Annotated in this window: 18 protein-coding genes; 11 read left to right on the forward strand and 7 right to left on the reverse strand. The window is 70.6% G+C overall.

Annotated elements, in window-relative coordinates:
* The first annotated feature begins 86 nt into the window (after positions 1-86).
* From ABGA98_RS11760 to ABGA98_RS11785, 6 genes are all read left to right on the forward strand, one after another.
* Positions 87-1,073, forward strand: a complete 987-nt coding sequence (locus ABGA98_RS11760; RefSeq protein ID WP_347618245.1) for an alpha/beta hydrolase — start codon at positions 87-89, stop codon at positions 1,071-1,073.
* Between the two features lie 143 nt (positions 1,074-1,216).
* Positions 1,217-1,606, forward strand: coding sequence for a hypothetical protein (locus tag ABGA98_RS11765; RefSeq protein ID WP_347618246.1), 390 nt, complete (start codon positions 1,217-1,219; stop codon positions 1,604-1,606).
* A gap of 64 nt (positions 1,607-1,670) precedes the next feature.
* Positions 1,671-1,997 carry a DUF202 domain-containing protein gene (locus ABGA98_RS11770; RefSeq protein WP_347618247.1) on the forward strand — a complete coding sequence of 109 codons (327 nt, stop codon included), beginning with the start codon at positions 1,671-1,673 and terminating at the stop codon, positions 1,995-1,997.
* Between the two features lie 8 nt (positions 1,998-2,005).
* A complete protein-coding gene (locus ABGA98_RS11775; RefSeq protein ID WP_347618248.1) occupies positions 2,006-2,356 on the forward strand; it encodes a DUF202 domain-containing protein in 351 nt (116 codons plus the stop codon).
* 70 nt (positions 2,357-2,426) lie between these two features.
* Entirely contained in the window at positions 2,427-2,738 is a 312-nt protein-coding gene (locus ABGA98_RS11780; RefSeq protein ID WP_347618249.1) for a hypothetical protein, read from the forward strand.
* An 11-nt stretch (positions 2,739-2,749) separates the two neighbouring features.
* Complete coding sequence (locus ABGA98_RS11785) at positions 2,750-2,902, forward strand: hypothetical protein (protein WP_347618250.1); 153 nt, start codon at positions 2,750-2,752, stop codon at positions 2,900-2,902.
* Here the strand turns inward: ABGA98_RS11785 and ABGA98_RS11790 are convergent.
* On the reverse strand, positions 2,899-4,758 hold the full coding sequence (locus ABGA98_RS11790) for an ABC transporter ATP-binding protein (RefSeq protein ID WP_347618251.1): 1,860 nt from the start codon (positions 4,756-4,758) through the stop codon (positions 2,899-2,901). The genes ABGA98_RS11785 and ABGA98_RS11790 overlap by 4 nt on opposite strands.
* Positions 4,755-6,539, reverse strand: a complete 1,785-nt coding sequence (locus ABGA98_RS11795) for an ABC transporter ATP-binding protein (RefSeq protein WP_347618252.1) — start codon at positions 6,537-6,539, stop codon at positions 4,755-4,757. Before ABGA98_RS11795 ends, ABGA98_RS11790 begins: the two co-directional genes overlap by 4 nt.
* 169 nt (positions 6,540-6,708) lie before the next feature.
* Between ABGA98_RS11795 and ABGA98_RS11800 the strand changes: the two genes are divergently transcribed.
* Entirely contained in the window at positions 6,709-7,188 is a 480-nt protein-coding gene (locus tag ABGA98_RS11800; protein ID WP_347618253.1) for a nucleoside deaminase, read from the forward strand.
* A gap of 142 nt (positions 7,189-7,330) precedes the next feature.
* Here ABGA98_RS11800 and ABGA98_RS11805 read toward each other — a convergent pair whose 3' ends face one another.
* Positions 7,331-7,885, reverse strand: a complete 555-nt coding sequence (locus ABGA98_RS11805; protein ID WP_347618254.1) for a transglycosylase SLT domain-containing protein — start codon at positions 7,883-7,885, stop codon at positions 7,331-7,333.
* A 469-nt stretch (positions 7,886-8,354) separates the two neighbouring features.
* Between ABGA98_RS11805 and ABGA98_RS11810 the strand changes: the two genes are divergently transcribed.
* Positions 8,355-8,840: a glutathione peroxidase gene (locus ABGA98_RS11810; RefSeq protein ID WP_347618255.1), complete on the forward strand. Its 486-nt coding sequence runs from the start codon at positions 8,355-8,357 to the stop codon at positions 8,838-8,840.
* 162 nt (positions 8,841-9,002) lie between these two features.
* Positions 9,003-10,157, forward strand: coding sequence for a hypothetical protein (locus ABGA98_RS11815; RefSeq protein ID WP_347618256.1), 1,155 nt, complete (start codon positions 9,003-9,005; stop codon positions 10,155-10,157).
* Between the two features lie 36 nt (positions 10,158-10,193).
* Here the strand turns inward: ABGA98_RS11815 and ABGA98_RS11820 are convergent, their stop codons facing one another.
* Positions 10,194-11,252: a LacI family DNA-binding transcriptional regulator gene (locus ABGA98_RS11820; RefSeq protein WP_347618257.1), complete on the reverse strand. Its 1,059-nt coding sequence runs from the start codon at positions 11,250-11,252 to the stop codon at positions 10,194-10,196.
* A gap of 179 nt (positions 11,253-11,431) precedes the next feature.
* Between ABGA98_RS11820 and ugpC the strand changes: the two genes are divergently transcribed.
* Positions 11,432-12,646 carry a sn-glycerol-3-phosphate ABC transporter ATP-binding protein UgpC gene (gene ugpC / locus ABGA98_RS11825; protein ID WP_347618258.1) on the forward strand — a complete coding sequence of 405 codons (1,215 nt, stop codon included), beginning with the start codon at positions 11,432-11,434 and terminating at the stop codon, positions 12,644-12,646.
* Between the two features lie 134 nt (positions 12,647-12,780).
* Here ugpC and ABGA98_RS11830 read toward each other — a convergent pair whose 3' ends face one another.
* Positions 12,781-13,530, reverse strand: coding sequence for an SDR family oxidoreductase (locus tag ABGA98_RS11830; RefSeq protein WP_347618259.1), 750 nt, complete (start codon positions 13,528-13,530; stop codon positions 12,781-12,783).
* 34 nt (positions 13,531-13,564) lie between these two features.
* Here ABGA98_RS11830 and ABGA98_RS11835 point away from each other — a divergent pair, with 34 nt between their 5' ends.
* Positions 13,565-14,725, forward strand: a complete 1,161-nt coding sequence (locus ABGA98_RS11835; RefSeq protein WP_347618260.1) for a PQQ-dependent sugar dehydrogenase — start codon at positions 13,565-13,567, stop codon at positions 14,723-14,725.
* Here ABGA98_RS11835 and ABGA98_RS11840 read toward each other — a convergent pair.
* Both ABGA98_RS11840 and ABGA98_RS11845 read right to left on the reverse strand, forming a co-directional pair.
* Positions 14,685-15,020 carry a carboxymuconolactone decarboxylase family protein gene (locus tag ABGA98_RS11840; protein ID WP_347618261.1) on the reverse strand — a complete coding sequence of 112 codons (336 nt, stop codon included), beginning with the start codon at positions 15,018-15,020 and terminating at the stop codon, positions 14,685-14,687. The genes ABGA98_RS11835 and ABGA98_RS11840 overlap by 41 nt on opposite strands.
* 152 nt (positions 15,021-15,172) lie before the next feature.
* Positions 15,173-16,345 carry a TerC family protein gene (locus ABGA98_RS11845; protein ID WP_347618262.1) on the reverse strand — a complete coding sequence of 391 codons (1,173 nt, stop codon included), beginning with the start codon at positions 16,343-16,345 and terminating at the stop codon, positions 15,173-15,175.
* Between the last annotated feature and the right edge of the window lie 79 nt (positions 16,346-16,424).

Consider the following 16,424-nt stretch of genomic DNA (forward strand, 5'->3'; position numbering starts at 1 on the left):
AATCCGTTTGCCGGAACGGCAAGCCGATGTGTGCGCGCCGCCCCCGGGCCCGCATGATGCGAAGAGCAAACCCGTTGGGAGGACGCATGACCGATCACCCGTCTTTCTCGCCCGCCGAGGTGCGGCACCGGCTGGTGGAGACGCCCGGCGGCCGCATCCACGTGGCGGAACAGGGCACAGGCCCCCTGGTCCTGCTGGTCCACGGCTTCCCCGAGTCGTGGTATTCCTGGCGGCACCAGCTTCCCGCCCTCGCCGCGGCGGGCTTCCGCGCGGCGGCCATCGACGTACGCGGCTACGGCCGCTCGTCCAAGCCCGCGCAGGCGCACGCGTACCGGATGCTCGACCACGTCGCCGACAACGTCGCCGTCGTGCGCGCGCTCGGCGAGCGGTCCGCGGTGGTCGCGGGCCACGACTGGGGGTCGCCGATCGCCGCCAACAGCGCCCTGCTCAGGCCGGACGTGTTCACCGCGGTGGCCCTGTTCAGCGTGCCCTATTCTCCGCGCGGGCCCGTCCGGCCCACCGACGCCTTCGCCCGCCTCGGCGGGGATGAGGAGTTCTACGTCAGCTACTTCCAGCGGCCCGGGCGGGCGGAGGCGGAGATCGAACCCGACGTCCGCGGCTGGCTGGCGGGAATCTACGCCGCGCTCTCGGCCGGCACGATGCCCGCGACGGGCGTCTCCTCCGTTCCCGAAGGCGGCCGGCTCTCCGACCGTTTCCCCAAGGGCGAGCTGCCGTCCTGGCTCACCGAGGCCGACCTCGACGTCTACGCCGGCGAGTTCGAGCGGACCGGGCTGACCGGCGCCCTCAACCGCTACCGCAACGTCGACCGCGACTGGGAGGACCTCGCCGCGTGGGACGGCGCCGCGATCACCCAGCCCGCGCTGTTCGCCGGAGGCGAGCTCGACCCCACCACCACCTGGATGGCCGGCGCGATCAAGGCGCTCCCCGAGACGATGCCGGGCCTGACCGCCTCCGACATCCTCGACGGCTGCGGCCACTGGCTCCAGCAGGAGCGCCCAGGCGAGGTCAACCGCCTCCTCATCGGCTGGCTCCAGGGCCTCCCCGCCAGGTGAACCGCCGTCTGCGTGCGGGCCGCCGGCCGGCTCGAGAGCCTCGCCCGGACGAACCGCGTGCGGGCGACCGGGGTTTCGGTCGCGTCTACTGTCCGAAAAGCAGCGGTCACGTCGCGTGGCCGTTCGTTGGGTAGGGTCGAAACATGCGCCACCTCAAGAGCCGGTTCCTGCCCCTTGCCGCTTTCGCCGTGTGCCTTGTCGCCGCCGGGTGCGGCGAGGTCAACGACACCATCGACAAGGCCCAGGCGTGCCTGGAGGCGCCGAAGATCGTCACTGATCTGGGCGCGCAGATCGCCAAGCTGACCGACGACCCGCAAGCCATGGACAAGGCGCTCGACGACGCCGCGACCAAGCTCAACGATGTGGCCGACAAGGCCACCAACACCACGCTCAAGGAGGCCACCGACGACCTGGCCGCGACCCTGAGCGGCATCTCCGTCACCAGCGTCAACGACGCCGTCGACGCGGCGCAGAAGGTCGGCACCGACTCGGCCGCCTACCTGGAGAAGGTCGCCAAGGCCTGCACCGGCTGACCCTCGACAGAAAGGGCAATCCCGACTTCTCTAGGGGAAAAGTAGACGAATTACCGTTTTTGTCATGGAACCCGACCCGCGTTTCACCTTGGCCAACGAACGCACCTTCCTCACCTGGCTGAGCACGGCGCTGGCGCTCAGCGCGGGCGGCGTGGCCATGGCGGCGGTGCCGGCCGACATGTTCGTGCCCTGGATCCGCACAGCCCTGGCCATCATGCTCGTCACCCTCTCCGCGCTGGCCGCGGGCCTGGCCTACCCACGCTGGCGCAACATCCAGCGCGCCCTGCGCCGGCAGGCGCCGCTGCCCCCGCCCGCGCTCGCGGCCGTCTTCGGCTACGGCGTCGCGGCCGTCGCCGTGATCGCCCTCGTCCTCATCGTCCTGTCGATCTGAGGCCGCGGGTGGGGGAGGAGGCGAAGGCGCCCGACGAGGAGATCTGGGACCAAGGGCTGCAGAGCGAACGCACCCGGCTGGCCTGGGTGCGTACGGCGGTGGCCCTGGCGACCGGCGGGCTGGGCGCGGCCGGCCTGTCCGCCAGGCACGACCTGCCCCTCCTCGCCGTCACGGTGTTCGCCCTGGCCGCGCTCTGCGGCGCCGTGCTGCTGATCAGGACCAGGGCCCGGTTCCGCCGGGTGCAGGCCGCCCTGCACGGCGGCCGGCCCCTGGACTCCCGGCTGGACGCCGTCGTCGCATGGCTCGGCACGTTGTGCCTGGTCGCGGGTGCCATCGCCTTCGTGTTCACGGTCAGGTAGCCGGCACGCGGGCCAGGGTTGCGATGTTCCCCCAGGCGGGCGGAGACTCGGAAACGAGGGGGTGACCTCGTTGACCGAAGAACTCAGGACCGTGCCCTTCGAATGCCGCCGCTGCTGGCATGTCTGGGAAGAGCAGTATCTGGTCAGGCGCATCGACGACCGCCACGGCAACGAGACCGAGGTGTGGCTGCGCGACGGCCTGCCCGCGCTGCCTCCAGGGCCGGGCGTGATCTGCCCGCACTGCGGGTGCCAGCAGTCCACCAGGTTCCCGGACGGCTATCTGTCGCGTCATCCGGAGCTCGTCCCACCGGCTGAGCCCGGCGTTCCCGACGCGACGCCGCTGCTCAGCCCGGTGCAGCGGCGCCGCCGGGGCCTGACCTGACTCTCGGTGAGGTGGTCGTGCCCGCGGTCCGGCCGGGTGAGGCGCCCGCTGATCGGACCCGCCTACCCGGCCGGCTGCTGATCGCGCTGGGCGTGCCGCTGGTCGCGTTCCTCGCGTACGAGCTGTACGCCGGTTTCGCGGCGGCGGCCCACCCGCACGGCTAGCTCAGGCTGTCGAGCCAGGCCTGGTGCAGGCCCGCGAACCGCCCGGAGGCGGCGATGAGCCTGGCCGGCGGGCCGTCCTCGACGACCTCCCCCCGCTCCATCACCAGCACCCGGTCGGCGATCTCCACCGTCGACAACCGGTGCGCGATGATCAGCGCGGTCCTGTCCGCGAGGATCGTGCGCAGCGCACGCTGGACGAGCCGTTCGCTCGGCACGTCGAGGCTGGAGGTGGCCTCGTCGAGGATGAGCACCGCGGGATCGGCGAGGAACGCCCTGGCGAACGCGACGAGCTGCCGCTGGCCGGCCGACATGCGGCCGCCCCGCTTGCCCACCTCGGTGTCGTAGCCGTCGGGCAGGCCGGCGATGAACTCGTGCGCGCCGATCGCCTTGGCGGCCTCGCGCACCTGCCGGTCGGTCGCGTCAGGGCTGCCGAACCTGATGTTGTCGGCGACCGTGCCGCTGAACAGGAAGTTCTCCTGCGTGACCATGACCACGGCCTGGCGCAGCGTGGGCTCGTCCAGCGTGCGCAGGTCGACGCCGTCGAGCAGCACGCGGCCCTCGGTGGGGTCGTAGAAGCGGGAGATCAGCTTGGCCAGCGTCGTCTTGCCCGCGCCCGTCGCGCCGACCAGGGCCACGCTCTGCCCGGCCGGGATCGTCAGGTCGAGGCGGGGCAGGATCGGCATCTCCTCGACGTAGGCGAACCTCACGCCCTCGAAGCGCACCTTGCCGCGCGCCCCGCCCGGCGGCAGCGCCGCGGGCTCGCGCGGCTCGGGCACGGACGGCTCCTCCTCCAGCACGCCGGACAACTTCTCCAGCGCCGCGCCCGCCGACTGCAGCGTGTTGTAGAACTGGCTGACCTCCTGCATCGGCTCGTAGAACTGGCGCAGGTAGAGCAGGAACGCCGCCAGCACGCCGACCTTGACCTCACCGTGGAGCGCCAGCCAGCCGCCGTAGAGCAGCACCCCGCCGATCGTCATGTTGCCGATGAGCTTGATGCCGGTCATGAACGTCGCGCCGAGCTGCATGCTGCGGGCGTTGGCGCCGCGGTAGTCGTCGTTGAGCTGCTGGAAGATCTCCTGGTTGCGGGGCTCCCTGCGGAAGGCCTGCACGGCGCGGATGCCGGTCATCGACTCCACGAAGTGCACGATCACCAGCGCCACCGTCTCGCGCGTGCGGCGGTAGACGATCGCCGACTGCCGGCGGAACCACTTGGTGAACAGCAGCAGGATCGGCAGCGGGACCAGCGCCACCAGGCCGAGGTGCACGTCGAGCACCAGCAGCAGCACCGCCGTGCCCACCATGGTCAGCACGGCCTTGACCAGTGCGTCGAACCCCGACTGGAGCAGCTCGGCGATGGCCTCGATGTCGGAGGTCAGCCGCGAGATGACCCGCCCGGAGGTGTACTGCTCGTGGAAGCTCAGCGACAGGCGCTGGAAGTGGTCGAACACCCTCCTGCGCAGCTCCAGAAGGATGCTCTGGCCGATCCGGCCCGACAGCCGCAGGAACGCCTGCCGCGTGACCGCCTGCGTGACGGCCGCGGCCAGGATCACCCCGACCACGGTCAGCAGCACGGAGGGGCCGGATCCCTGCCGGATCGGCGGGATGCCGGAGTCGATCCCGATCGAGACCAGGAAGGGGATCGACAGGCCCGCCGCGTTCGAGACCACGATGATCCCGACCAGCAGCGTGATCTTCTTCCGGTACGGGCGCAGCAGGTTGCCCAGCAGCCGCCGGGAGCGCGCCCGCAGCAGGACGGAGACCTTCTCCGGCAGCTCGTCCTGGTCCTCGGAGGCGACGCCGCGCCAGGACGCCGCGCCGGACGCGTTCGGCGGGGGCGGTGTCGTGGTCGCGGTCATCGCAGAGCCCCTTCCGACGCGCCGTCGAAGTCGGCGTCCTGGGCGAGCAGCTCGCGGTATTCGGGCACCTCGGCCAGCAGCTCCTGGTGCTGCCCGACGTGCGTGATCGTGCCGTTGCGCAGCAGCGCCACCTTGTCGGCCAGCAGCACGGTGGAGGCGCGGTGGGCGACGACGATGCCGGTCGCCTCGCGCAGCACGTGCCGCAGCGCTTCCTCCACGAGGGCCTCGGTCTCGACGTCGAGCGCGGACAGGGTGTCGTCGAGGACCAGGATCCGCGGCCTGCTCAGCACCGCCCTGGCCAGGGCGAGCCGCTGCCGCTGGCCGCCGGACAATGACAGGCCCTGCTCGCCGATGCGGGTGTCGAGCCCCCACGGCAGGTCGTAGACGAACATGGCCTGCGCGGTCTCGATGGCCGCCGCGAGCTCTTCCTCGGTGGCGTCGCGCCGGCCGAGCATGAGGTTCTCGCGCACGCTCATCGAGAACAGCGTCGGCTCCTCGAACGCGGTGGCCACCACCTGGCGCAGCGTTGTCAGCTTGAGGTCGCGTACGTCCTGCCCGTCGATCGTGACGCGGCCCGAGGTGGGGTCGAGCAGGCGGGGCACCAGCGCGGTCAGCGTGGTCTTGCCCGCGCCTGTCGCGCCCACGACGGCGACCGTCTCGCCGGGCTTGACCTCGAGCCACACGTCGCGCAGCACCGGCTCGTCGGCGTCGGCGAAGCGGAACCCGACCCCTTCGAAGCGGAGATGGCCGCGCGGCCGCTCGATGGTCTGGGTGCCGCCCTCGATGGCCGGGACGGTGTCCATGACCTCCATGAGGCGGTCGGCGGAGGTCATGGCCTCCTGGGCCATGGCGAGGATGTAGCCGAGGCTCGCGATGGGCCACACGAGCTGCAACATCAGCGTGGTGAACGCCACCAGCGCGCCCAGCGTCAGCGCGCCCGAGCCGACGGCCAGTGCTCCGAGCAGCAGCACCAGGGCCAGGGTGATGTTGGGGATGATCTCCAGGAAGGAGAAGAACCGGGCCGACAGCCGCACCTTGTCCATCGAGCTGCCGTACACCTTGAGCGCGGCGTCGTCGTAGCGGTCGTAGACGTGGTGGCGGCGGCCGAACGCCTTGATCGTGCGGATGCCGAGCGCGGACTCCTCGACGAGCGTGGCGAGGTCGCCCTGCTCGTCCTGCACCTGGCGGGAGATCTTGATGTAGCGCTTCTCGAAGCGCAGCGACGTCCAGATGATCGGCACGGCCGAGGCCAGCACCAGCAGCCCGAGCGGCCAGTACTTGTTGAGCAGCAGCACGGTCACCGTGATCAGCTGCAGGATGTTCATGACCAGGAAGAGCATGCCGAAGCCGAGGAACCGGCGGATCGTCGACAGGTCGGTGGTCGCCCGGGATAACAGCTGGCCCGACTGCCAGTCGCCATGGAAACCCATGGGCAGGCGCTGCAGGTGCTCGTAGAGGTCGTCGCGGATGCGGGTCTCCAGGCCGAGCACCGGTTTGACCTGGGCCCATCGCCTGAAGAAGATCAGCAGGGCTTCGACCACGCCGACGCCGACCGCGAGCAGGCCGAGGGGGAGCAGCCCCGCGGAGTCACCGTGGGCCACGGGGCCGTCGATGACCTGCTCGCTGATGAGCGGGAGCGCGAGGCCGGCGCCGATGCCGACGATCGCGGCCAGCCAGATGAAGACCAGTCTGGCGGCGTACGGGCGGAGGTAGGACTTCATCCGCCACAGGGAGTTGGAGGACAGCAGGGGACGGCGAGGTTTGTGCGTATCGGGAGGCATCCCATCTAGGCTAATACGTGGGATCAACAGATTTTCTGTGGCCTGGAGGTGGGTTTCACGTTTCTGACGTGGGAAAACGTGAATGACCATGCATGCTTCGGCCGACCATCACTTTTGTTGTGGTCTGTTGGGGAATGTTCCTCGAGGCTGCTCGACCTTGCGAGGATTCATGATCGACAGTACGGAACTACCCCACCTGCGCCGCTGCGTCGAACTGGCCAGGCAGGCGCTGGAGGAGGGCGACGAGCCGTTCGGCTCGGTCCTCGTCTCCGGCGACGGCACCGTCCTGGCGGAGGACCACAACCGGGTGGCCTCGGGTGACCGCACCCGCCATCCGGAGTTCGAGCTGGCGCGCTGGTCGGCGGCGAACATGACGCCGCAGGAACGCGCCGCCGCGACCGTCTACACCTCCGGCGAGCACTGCCCGATGTGCGCCGCCGCCCACGCCTGGGTGGGGCTGGGCCGGATCGTGTACGTCGCGTCGTCGCAGCAGCTGGCCGGCTGGCTGAGCGAGCTGAAGGTGCCCCCGCCGCCCGTGCGCACGCTCCCCGTCAACGAGGTCGCGCCGGAGGTGACGGTGGAGGGGCCGGTGCCCGAGCTCGCCGACGAGGTCCGCGAGCTGCACCGCCGTTGCTACGCCGGGTCCTGAACACCCCCTGGCACGGCCCATGGCCGGCCGTCCCTGGAATGCACCGGGCCCACCGAGCCCGGGGCGCCCCTCCTGCGGGTCACGGAGGTGCATCCAGGGCGCAGGCAGGGCACCCGGTGACGTCCGGGTGCCCGTCCCGCTTCTAGTACCAATTGTGCGATCTGAAATGACCCCAGGCGCCGCAAGGCCGGCCGTACCTCCCCTTGATGTATGCCAGGCCCCACCGGATCTGCGTCTCGGGGTTGGACCGCCAGTCGTGGCCCGCGCCCCGCATCTTGCCCGCGGGCAGCGCCTGCGGGATGCCGTACGCTCCGGACGAACGATTGCGGGCCCGGTGGTTCCAGTTGCTCTCCCTGGTCCACAGGTTGTCCAGGCAGCGGAACTCCTTGAGGTTCCACGATCGCTGGACGACCTGCCCCAGGGCGATCCGCTTGTTCCTGCTGGCCGGTTTCCCGGCCGTGATCTTCGGTTGCGCTGTCGTGGTCCACACCCGGGTCTTCGGCTGCGCCTGCGTGGTCCAGAGCCGGGTCCTGGGCTGCGCCGGCATGGTCCAGATCCCGGTTCTGGGTTGCGCCGGCGTGGTCCAGGCCCGGGTCTTGGCCGGAGGCGCTGTCTCCGCCCGGGCCGGCGTGCCACCGAACGCGGTGAGCGCGGTGACGGAGATGAGAGTGCTGCTGAGCGCGCGTTTGCTGTCCAAGTCGATCCTTGCTGTCGGGCCGCGTGCGGACGGACGCTTCTTCCTGCGCCTCGTGCCGGTCCGCGTCCGTGGCTCGGACGCGGAGAGTCCGCGTGGCCTTCCGGGATTCCGGTGTCCGCCCGATCGTGCTGGGCGGCCCGGAAGGCGCCGCGACGTGTCCTCTAGCACGATTCCTATTACGCTCCGTAATCGCGGGTCGCGCATCGCGACACGGCGTGGACAGGTGTTTGTTGCACCGTTGCGGATAAAAGGCCCGCTCGCTGGGCCGGGATTGCCCGCCCCGTCGCGCACATGGGGCGGGCTTGCCGGAAAACGCGGCCAACCCTGAGGTTTGGCTCAGCGACAAGGGTGGGATGGGGCGTTCTCCCCGGGCGGGGACACGGCGCGCCGGACCGCTGCTCGATGGGAGCGAGACGGGGTCAGGCAGCGCGGAAAGTCCCGGCCCGCGGCGTTCTGTAGGGTCAGGGCCATGAGTCTCAGCGACATTCCGCTCCGCACCCTCGACGACGCTCCCACTACGCTCGGTGACCTTGCGGCCGGCAAAGCCGCCCTGATCGTCAACGTGGCCTCCCGGTGCGGCCTCACCCCGCAGTACGCCGGCCTGGTCAAGCTCCAGCAGGAGTACGGCCCGCGCGGCTTCACGGTGATCGGCATGCCCTGCAACCAGTTCGCCGGCCAGGAGCCGGGCACGGCGGAGGAGATCCGGCACTTCTGCGCGGCGACCTACGGCGTCGACTTCCCGCTGCTGGCCAAGGCCGATGTCAACGGTCCCGGCCGCCACCCGCTCTACGCCGAGCTCACCCGGACGCCCGACGCCGACGGCGAGGCCGGTGACGTCCAGTGGAACTTCGAGAAGTTCCTGGTGAACCGGGAGGGCGAGGTCGTCGGCCGCTTCCGCCCGCGCACGGCCCCGGAGGACCCCGCCCTCGTCGCGGCCGTCGAGAAGGTGGTGTAGCCGCCGGTGGCGGCCCGGCGGGACCGGCATCGACCCCGTCCAAGCTCAGTGCACGTGCCCTTCGAGATGGAAAGTCCGTTTGCACGTGTAGTGAGCGTATTGCTGCGGTAAGTAATCAGGGAGTCGTGGCTGGTTCCTTCACCGGCTCCGCACACTGACCTGATGTCCCGCAGGGGGTTCGCGATGACGATCAATCCGTACGCAGGATCGTCCTCCAGCTACGTCTCCGAACCCGCCGCGGGCCCGTACGCGATCGTCGAGCTGATGCCGGGCGTCCGAAACCTGTGCGAATACGTCCGGCTGGCCGCCGGCGAACGGGTGCTGCTGCTCATGGAGCACACCGTCGACCCCGTCGTCGTGCAGGCCATCGCCGCCGGCGCGGCCTTCCGCGGGGCCGACGTCCGCATCCTGTCCGTGCCGCCGTTCAGCGCCGGCGGCTGGGACAGGGAGGCGCCGCTGCAGATCGAGACGGCCGCGTTCCACGAGGCCGACGTCGTGATCAGCGGCACCTGGTGGGGCGAGGTGCACACCGCGCCGCTGTTCTTCGACCAGATCAAGGCGCGCTCGTCCCGCTTCCTGTCGCTGCACATGACCGCCACCGCCGGCGCGCTGCTCACCGGCGGCCGGCTGCCCGCCGAGGTGTTCTACGCGCTGCTGCGCCGGGCGCTGCGGCAGTTGTCGGGGGCCGGGCGCATCCGGGTGACGTCCGGGCGGGGAACCGACGTGACGTTCTCCGGCCTGACCTTCGACCCCGACCCGGGCGCGCTGCGGCCCGGCGACTGGCGGCCCTTCCCGTACGGCGGCGCGAACTTCTGGCCCACCGACACCGAAGGCGTGATCATGATCGAGGACAGCACGGTCACCGGCGTGCCCGGTGAGCCCGTGCTCCTCACCCTCGAAGGCAACCTGGTCCGCAAGATCGAGGGCGGGGCGGAGGCGGAGAGCCTGCGGCGCTACGCCCCCGAGGGCTTCTACATGCGCCACGGCCTGATCGGGCTGAACCCGAAGGTGCGGATCGCCGGCGGGACCCAGTTCGAGCGGGAGAAGCACGCCGGGGCCTTCTACTGCGGCATCGACGGGCTGACCGGCGGCGAGCCCGTCACGACGGGCCCCGGTTTCGCGCACTGCGACTGCCAGATGGACCGGCCCACCGTCACGGTGGACGGCGAGCTCTTCATCGAGCAGGGGCGGCTGCTGCTGCTCGACGAGCCGGAGATCCAGGAGGTGGCCGCGCGGTTCGGCCCGCCGGAGGTGGTCCTCGACGACAACCCGGTCATGATCCTGCCCCGCCGCTACACGGGCCTGTCCGGGCAGTGACCCCCGCCGGCGTCTCGCCGGGGCAGGAGCCCCCGGTCAGCGGCGGGGGCCGCAACTGCCCCTGATGATGAGCTCCGTGGGCAGGACCACGCTCCTGGCCCTCCTGGTGCCCGCGCGCAGGACGAGCTCCGCCGCGCGGTAGCCCATGTCGCGCCCCGGCTGGGCGATCACCGTCAGCGGCGGCGAGCACAACTCGGCCCAGGGCACGTCGTCGTACATGACGAGCGAGACGTCTTTCGGCACTCTCAGGTCGAGTTCCCTGGCCGCCAGCACGGCCGCCTCCCCGAGCACGTTGCCGCCGGCCACCACGGCCGACAGATCGGGGCGGCTCTGGTAGAGGCCGGAGGCGGCGGCGTACGCGGAGTCGCGGCTGCCGGTGCCGAACACGATCAGCTCCTCGTCCACCGGAGCGCCCACGGCCTCCCTGAAGGCGTGCGCGCGGCCCTCGTGGCCGGGGCCGCCGAGGAAGGCGATGCGCTTGTGGCCGAGGCCGCGAAGATAGCGGACCGCCGTCCGGATGCCCGCCCGGTCGTCGGCCACCACGGCGGGGACGTCCAGCGGCCGGGCCGGAGGAGCGGGCGGCAGGCCGTCGAGGGCCATGAGGTCGCCCACGGCGGACGGCCCGGTGTCGCCGGCGGACGCCTGGGAGGGAAGCCGGTCGGCGAAGATCACGGTCATGCCCGCGCGCATCGCCGGGGTCCAGGTTTCCGCGTCTCCTGACGGGACGGCTATCAGGCGGTCTACGCTCTGTTCGAGAAGCATGCCGATCAGGTCGGCCTCCTGCTCGGGGTCGCCGCCCGTCGAGCCCAGGACGACGGGCTCGCCCGCCGAGCGGGCGCAGGCCAGCACGCCTTCCGCCAGTTGCCCGTAGAAGGTGTCGGTCAGGTCGGGGACGAGCAGGCCCATGCCGCCCGTGCGGCGCTGGCGCAGGTTGCGGCCGAGGGCGCTGGGGCGGTAGTCGAGCTGGGCGGCGGCGGCCAGGACGCGCTCCCTGGCGCCGGCGCTGGCCGAGCCGCCCGACAGCACCCGGGAGACGGTGGCGACGCCCACGCCGGCCGCCTCGGCCACATCTTTGATCGTCGCCCGCTTCTCCATGGAAACGATTCCATCATGATTTCCGGAAATCGGGAAGTGCACCGTTTCGGCAACGGCTGGTCACGCTGCAACCCTTGACACCGATGTCCGTTTCGGGTGAGATGCTTGAAAACGTATCCACGCGAGTGGGCACACGGAACCAACATCCGGGCCACAGCCCTGGAGCGCGAAGGAATGTCATGGCATCCATCGTTCTGACGAACGTTGACAAAATCTACGCCGGTGGCGTAAAGGCCGTGAACGGGCTCAACCTTGAGATCAAGGATGGCGAGTTCATGGTGCTGGTCGGTCCGTCCGGTTGCGGTAAGTCGACCGCGCTCCGGATGATCGCGGGCCTGGAGGACATCAGCGGCGGCGAGATCTCGATCGGCGAGAAGGTCGTCAACCACCTGCCGCCCAAGGACCGCGACATCGCGATGGTCTTCCAGAACTACGCGCTCTATCCGCACATGACGGTCGAGGAGAACCTCGCCTTCGGCCTCAAGCTCCGCAAGATGCCGAAGGCGGAGATCCAGAAGCGCGTCGGCGAGGCGGCCAAGATGCTCGGCCTCGAGACCTACCTCAAGCGCAAGCCCGCCGCGCTGTCAGGTGGTCAGCGCCAGCGTGTCGCGATGGGCCGCGCCATCGTGCGTGAGCCGCAGGCCTTCCTCATGGACGAGCCGCTGTCCAACCTCGACGCCAAGCTCCGCGTCTCGATGCGCGCCTCGCTCAACACGCTGCACGAGCGCCTCGGCGTCACCACGGTGTACGTCACCCACGACCAGGTCGAGGCCATGACCCTCGGCGACCGGGTCTGCGTGCTGCGGGACGGCATCCTCCAGCAGGTCGACACCCCGCAGAACCTGTTCGACAAGCCGGTCAACCTGTTCGTGGCCGGGTTCATGGGCTCGCCCGCGATGAACTTCGTCACCGCCGAGCTCGTCCGCGGCGACGACGGCGCCGCGGTCACCTTCGCCGACATCAAGCTGTCGATCCCCGAGTCGACCTTCACCGACAAGCCGGGCCTCGACCAGTACATCGGCAAGAAGATCATCCTCGGCATCCGCCCGTCCGACTTCGAGGACGCCACGTCGGCCGGCAACCACGCCAACGGCTGGGCCACCCTGCCGGTCAAGGTGGAGGTCACCGAGGAGCTGGGCTCCGAGATCAACGTGCTGTTCCTGATCGACGCCCCGCCGGTCGAGCACAAGGACACCGTGGCGGCCGCCGACTCCGGAGACGACGAGGAGGCGTCGCTGCCGCTCGTGGGCGACAAGTCCCTGTGGACGGCCCGCGTCAACGCCCGCAGCCACGCGCGCTCCGGCCAGAACCTCGACCTGGTCGTCGACACGCACAACCTGCACTTCTTCGACCAGACCTCCGGACTGGCCATCGGCCACGAGGCCAACCGCTGAGTCTCCCGCCGGCTCCTGATTCCCGGTCGTGAGCACGCTCACGGCCGCTCGGGCCCCCACCGCGACCCCCTCCCGCGGCGGGGGCCCGTCCTTTTCCTCTCCCGCCCCCTTCCCGCCCCTTGCCGGGCGGAAGGTCAGCGGCCGATCCTGGCCGACACCATGGCCTGCAGGCTCCGCGGCACGAACCGGCCGACCCCGACGATGACCTTGTAGCGCAGGCTCGGCACCGACACGCTCTTGCCCAGCGCCAGGTCGCGCATCGCGCCGCGGACCACGTCGTCGGCCTTGAGCCACAGCGGCCCGGGGATGCCCGAGGGATCCATCCCGGCGCGCTGGTGGAACTCCGTCCGCACGAAACCGGGGCACAGCGCCATGATCCGGATGCGCGGGTGGCCCACCTGGTGCGCCGCCGCCTCGCTGAAGCTGACCACCCACGCCTTGGACGCTCCGTAGGTGCCGCGGGTGAAGAACGCCGCCGCGGACGCCACGTTGACGATCGCGCCCCTGCCGCGCTTCTTCATCGCGGGCAGCGCGGCCAGCGTCAGCCGCAGGACCGCCTCGCAGTGCACCCGCAGCATGCGCATCTCGTCCTCGACGGGCGCGTCGGGGAAGCTGCCGGCGTTGCCGAAGCCGGCGTTGTTGACCAGCAGGTCGACCCCCTCGCGGAGCCTGGACTCGACCCTGGCGATCCCCTCGTCGCTCGCCAGGTCGGCGGCCAGCACCTCGACGTTGACGCCGTAGCGGAGCCTGAGCTGCTCGGCGTTGCGGACGAGCCGCTGCTCGTCGCGCGCGACCAGGACGAGTGAGAACGCGTCGGCGGCCAGGCGCCGGGCGAAGGCGGCGCCGATGCCGGCGGTCGCGCCCGTGATCAGTGCGGTAGGCATGGCTGAACCTTAACCTTCATGGCAGGATGACGCCGTGCGCCCCGTCCTGGCCGTGCTCCTCCTCCTGGCCGTCACCGCCTGCTCGGGCCAGGCGCCCTCGCCCGGGCCCTCCGCCGGATCGACCGGCCCCGCGGCCACCGCGACCGCCGCCCCTTCGGCGTCCGCGCCCACCACCGCCGCGCCGGCCGAGCGGGGCCGGCTGCGGTTCGCGAAGATCGGCGAGTTCGACAAGCCCGTCGCGTTCGCCGTGCGCGAGGGTGACGACCGCCTCTACGTCGCCGAGCAGACCGGCAGGCTGCGCACCTCCGCCGGCGACACGGTGATCGACCTGTCCCGCGAGGTGAGCGGCGGCAACGAGCAGGGGCTGCTCGGCGTGGCGTTCCATCCCAGCGGGCGGTGGGTCTACCTCGACTGGACCGACGCCCAGGGCGACACCCACGTCACCGAATGGGCCTACGACGGGTCCACGGCGACGGCCAGGCGTGACGTGCTCACCCAGGAGCAGCCGTTCGCCAACCACAACGGCGGCCAGCTGGCCTTCGGGCCCGACGGTCACCTCTACATCGCGCTCGGCGACGGCGGCGGCGCCGGCGACCCGCAGGGCAACGGCCAGGACCTCGGCACGCTGCTCGGCAAGATCCTGCGCGTCGACCCGCGCGGAGACCCGTACACGATCCCCGAGGACAACCCGTTCGCCGGCAGGAAGGGCGCCAAGGGCGAGATCTGGGCGTACGGGCTGCGCAACCCCTGGCGGTTCGCCTTCGACCGCGAGTCCGGCGACCTGTGGATCGGCGACGTCGGCCAGAACGAGTGGGAGGAGGTCGACCACCAGCCGGCGGGCTCGAAGGGCGGCGAGAACTACGGCTGGAGCCTGCGCGAGGGCAAGGAGCGCTTCCACGGCGGCAAGGGCGGCGACCTGACCGAACCGGTGATCGTCTATCCGCTGGGCGAGGACGGCAACTGCTCGGTGATCGCCGGGCCCGTCTACCGCGGTACGAAGATCCCCTGGCTGCGGGGGCGCTTCGTGTACGGCGACTTCTGCGCCGGCTGGATCAGGGCCGCACCCGCCGACGCGCCCGATGAGGCGGCGGAGGTCGGCGAGGTCGAGCAGCTGTCGTCGTTCGGCGAGGGGCACGACGGCGAGCTCTACGCGCTCAGCCTGCAGGGCCCGCTCTACCGGATCGAGCCCGCCTGACCCGCTCGATCAGCTCCTCGACCCGGCCGTTCAGCCTGGCGCCCCGGATCCACCCCGCGTAGTGGGTGACGAAGATGACCACCTCGCGCAGCTCGGGCTCGGTGAGGTCGCCGGTGCGCAGGGCCGCGTCGAGCTGGACGTCCGTCAACTCGTCGAAGCCCTGCCCGACGAGGAGCCCGAGAAGGAGCAGGCGACGATCCCTGTCCGACAGGGCCGTCCTCGACCACACCTCGGCGAACTGGCGCTCGGCCGTCATGCCGAAGGAGTCGACGGTCTCCATGGCAGGATCTGTCATCGTGCACTCCAGGTGTTCGCAAGGGATCCTCACATCTTTCGCTACCTCTTGAGTTGAGCCAATGGGGGTTGCACGAACGTTGCACGCCCATGCCGCACGGAGTGTCGCCTCCGAGAGGTCGACACCCGCACTCGTACCATGCGCGCGGGCGGTCAGGCCCGGTCGTGCTCCTCGTGGGCGCGGCGCAGGAGCGTCATGAGACTCTCCTCCTCCCGGATCCACCGCCTGTGCTTCTCCGGCAGGCGCCTGAGCTGCTCCTCCTCGGCCAGCAGCCGCCGGTAGACCTGCTCGCGCACGTCCGGGTCGTGCTCCACCTCCAGGTACTCCTGCGCGTGCCGGCGCGCGGCGGAGACCGCGTTCTGTGCCCGCCCCCGGCCGCTGACCAGCGAGGCCACCACGGTGACCAGCAGCACGCCGAGGATCACCAGCAGGGACAGCCCGGTGGTGATCTCGATCACCGGCACCGGCTCGCCGTCGTTGATGAACGGCACGTTGTTCTCGTGCAGGGCGTGCAGGATCAGCTTCACGCCGATGAAGCCGAGGATGACGGCCAGCCCGTACGACAGATAGATCAGCCGGTCGAGCAGGCCGTCGAGCAGGAAGTAGAGCTGCCGGAGCCCCATCAGGGAGAACGCGGTGGCGGTGAAGACGAGGTAGACGTCCTGGGTCAGGCCGAAGATCGCCGGGATGGAGTCGAGGGCGAACAGGATGTCGGTGCCGCCGAGGGCGACCATGACGAGCACCATGGGCGTCATCACCCGCCGGCCGTTCTCGACGGTGAACAGCTTGTCGCCGTCGTACGTGTCGGACGCCGGCAGCAGCCGGCGGGCGGTGCGGACCATGAAGTTGTCCGGGGTGTGGCTGTCCCCGCCCTCGGGCTTGAGCAGGTTGCCCGCCGTCAGCAGCAGGATGAGGCCGAACACGTAGAACACCCAGGCGAACCGGTCGATCAGCGTCGCCCCGAGCCAGATGAACCCGCTCCTCGCGATCAGCGAGAACACGATGCCGAACAGCAGCACCTTCTGCTGGCCCGCCCGCGGCACCTTGAAGCTGCCCAGGATGACGAGGAAGACGAACAGGTTGTCGACCGACAGCGCCTTCTCCGTGATGTATCCGGCGAAATACTCCGCTCCCGGGTCCGGACCGCCGAAGATCCACACGGCCACGCCGAACACCAGGGCGACGCCGACGTACAGAGCCGACCAGAAGGACGCCTCGCGCAGGGTGGGGATGTGCGCTTCGCGTACGTGGAAGACGAAGTCGAAGAGCAGCAGGCCGGCGATCCCTGCGATCGTCAGCCACCACACCACGGTGGGCACGTCCACTCGGGGCTCCCTCTCTGCAGGCCGTCGCGATGGGCGACTCGGGGTAGGGCTCGCGACTCGGCATGAGCTACCCGATCAC

This window comes from Nonomuraea sp. B1E8, assembly GCF_039871515.1.
Classification (GTDB): Bacteria; Actinomycetota; Actinomycetes; order Streptosporangiales; family Streptosporangiaceae; genus Nonomuraea.